The organism is Eubacterium sp. AF15-50, assembly GCF_934835595.1.
In the GTDB taxonomy this organism is placed as follows: domain Bacteria; phylum Bacillota; class Clostridia; order Lachnospirales; family Lachnospiraceae; genus Eubacterium_G; species Eubacterium_G segne.
Genome location: NZ_CAKVZL010000138.1, coordinates 1 through 3,126, shown reverse-complemented (window position 1 = coordinate 3,126; position 3,126 = coordinate 1). Strand labels below are relative to the sequence as shown.

The window sequence follows — 3,126 nt, the reverse complement described above, 5'->3', positions numbered from 1 at the left end:
CAGTAGTTCAACCATATCAAAATTAAAAAGTGGTATAAACGATTCCACTAAATTTGAAAATGAAATTAAAAAGACCACCAGTGCCATTACTGATATTGCAGGAAATCCGTTGGATATCAACAGCTTCAGGGATGATTCTGCCTACAAAAACGGTGTAAGCATAAGCAGGGTTTATTTAGATGCAGTAAGCCCTAACATTAAAAGTGTTAAGCTTTCATCTAATCAGAAAATAAACAATTTAAATGACAACGAAAACTATTATTTAAAGGTAGGAACAAAATTAACAGCCAGTGTGGAATATAATGAAAATATTAAAAAAGTTTCCGGAACAAACCTTGCCAAAATACAGGCAAAGTTTAATATATATAGTTCCGCAGGAAAACAGATTACGGCAAAAGCTAAAAGTATTTACTATGGTGATTCCACCAAAATCACTTTTGAACCGGTAACCATCACTGGTGATATGGTTATAAAACCAAAATCCAGTGGGAAAAAGAAGGAAGACTACAGAATAACCATATTAGATATTGAAAATAGAAATTTGTTAAAAGACTATTCGGATAACGAGGCAGGTACCGTTGGAGATTTAAGAAATGACACATCAAAAACATTTTACTTAGATAATAAGGCACCTGTAATTATGGTGGAGGATAGTGTGCCTGACGACACTAAAACCTATGATATGGCAAGATGCGATATAACCGGAGAGGTGTATAGAATTGTCCTTAACACAACTGATAATGATGAGGAAAGCGGAAGTGATAAAAAGCCTTTTGCTTCCGGTGTCAGAGATGGAAAAGGCTCTATAAGTGTTGATTTACAAAGCAGCACCGTTAAAAAATTCAGGTATATTTTGTCACCGAAGGAACTTAGCAAAAGCGAGCTTTCCCGAAGAACATTTAAGGAAGGGGAATCAAACAAAAATCTGATATTAGAAGGAACAGATGACAGCGATACAACTTTCACTCTTACAGGAGAAAGGACTTATGTATATTTGTATCTGAAATTTATTGACGAAATTGACTATTCCACGGTTACATCAGGTATAAAGGTCAAAATGACGGCGGCAGATGTAAACACTAACTTAGCTACAGCTACCATTAAATATAATTATAATCCGGAAGATAAGATTAGCCCTGAAATTTCATATAGAGGAATAAGCCTTAAGGAAAATGCAGATAACAGCGCATATCAGGAAGCTAAAGTCAGAATTAAAGACGAAGGTGGTGTTGATATAAACGCCATAAAGTATATATGGGTTAAAAAGGGGGAAGTGGTTCCGGATTTAAAATCATACAAAGTTTTACCTGCCGGTATGGTAGAAACAGTAAAAACAAATAACGGAAAAGTAACGGAATGTATTGCAACCATAAAAACGGAAAATGTGACTCAGAACCAGGTTTATTCCGGAGACCTTTATGTGTACGCACAGGATGTATCAAGAAATAAAAATAATACTACAAGTGGAAAGTTAGTTACAGCAAACATTGATATGACTATGCCGGAAATGCAGATTTCATTGCCAACAGATGTTCCAAACAAAAAATCATCATTAGTAGTAGATGGACCTTTTACATCAAGTAGTAATGATGTAGGTATGTTTGTTGCTATTGAAGACCCTTGTAATGAAGGACACTATTTTGTCAGAAAACAGTCAGGAAAGTCAGCCTATATTGCATTAAATAGGGAAGAATTTTTAAATGGAGATGAATTCCCATATTCTGACGGATATGATAAAAATAAAATAAAACTGTGGACATATGCCAAAATTACCGGCAGTGGCAGTGAATACACCATTGCAGAGGAGGCAAAATTAGCAGATAACGGTACATACAGACAGAGATTTTTGGCTATAGCATCAGATAAATATTATGGAAAATTAAATGTAATGGCAGGTACCGGATTTAAGGCATCAGCATTTGAATGGGGCACCGGCACTGTTAAATTTGATGCTTCAAAGGGAAAACTAATTAAGGATTCATTTGTTATGATTCCCGATATGTATTCCCTGTCAGATACTCAGGATATAGAACTTAATCTGCATCACATTTATTCCAGAAAGGCATTGAAGGTTGAATTGACGGCTAAGGGTAATTATGGACAGCAGGTAGATAAAAGACTTTGTTATCAGTATAACCCGGAAGATTATCAGCCGGAGTATTTATCCAGCCTTAAAAATGCAAAGTTCAGTTTTAAAATATCAAATATCAGAACTAATGATTTTGTGACAGAGGATATAAATTACAATTCTGAAAATACATATATTAAGCTTAAAAATGTAGACACAGGAAAATATGTTTACCAGTGGCAGTTAGCAACAGGAGTTACAACTGATGAAATAACCATACCGGAAGACCTTAAGTTAGAAAACGGTCATTATGCAGTGGAAGTATCTATTTGTAATTATGTAGATGGAGAGGCAAAGGATTGTATTTCAACAGCTACCTACGATGATATTTACCTGTATGATTATTCTAATGAAATGACGGAAGCTTTTGGTATTGACAGTGTATCAACCAAAATTAATTTTACCGCCAAGGATGAACATGGAAATGATGAAAAGCCACCATATTACGGCTTTGTAAAAACCGGAGACTACAACTTTACAAGAAGTTTTGTACAGGAAAGAGAAAAGGATTATACATATGATTTCAAGGAGGCATATGATGCAGATACATTATATCTTGGAAACTGTGCCACAGACACTTATGATGATAATCAGGTAATTTCATATGACAGAACAATTAAAATGTCAATAAATGCCATGGAAAAAGATGATTTGGATAATTACTGGATAAAAGTATGGGCAGGAGACGGGGAAAATGTCAGAGCAGTGAAATGGTTCAAGTTTGAAAGTTTTAATGACACAGACAAAACAATGTCCATTAACATTAAACCAATTGATGCTGCAAAAGTTAAAAATGCAGAAACTCCTGAAGATTTTTATTCATCAGACATTTCAGACACTGTATGTGAAATACCTGTGTTTGAAGGTTCAAATACTATTTCATATCAGATTATGAATATAGGTGGAAATAAGTCTGAAATTCATGAAATAGAAATTATGTATCACACTAAGGCACCGACCCTTAACATAGATATTGACAAACCGGATAAGGTTGTAAC

General features: G+C 34.6%; 1 protein-coding gene. It reads left to right on the top strand.

What is annotated here, in order from left to right:
- The coding region (locus tag Q5O73_RS10390; RefSeq protein ID WP_302669649.1) for a hypothetical protein at positions 1 to 3,126 on the top strand (3,126 nt) is incomplete at both ends.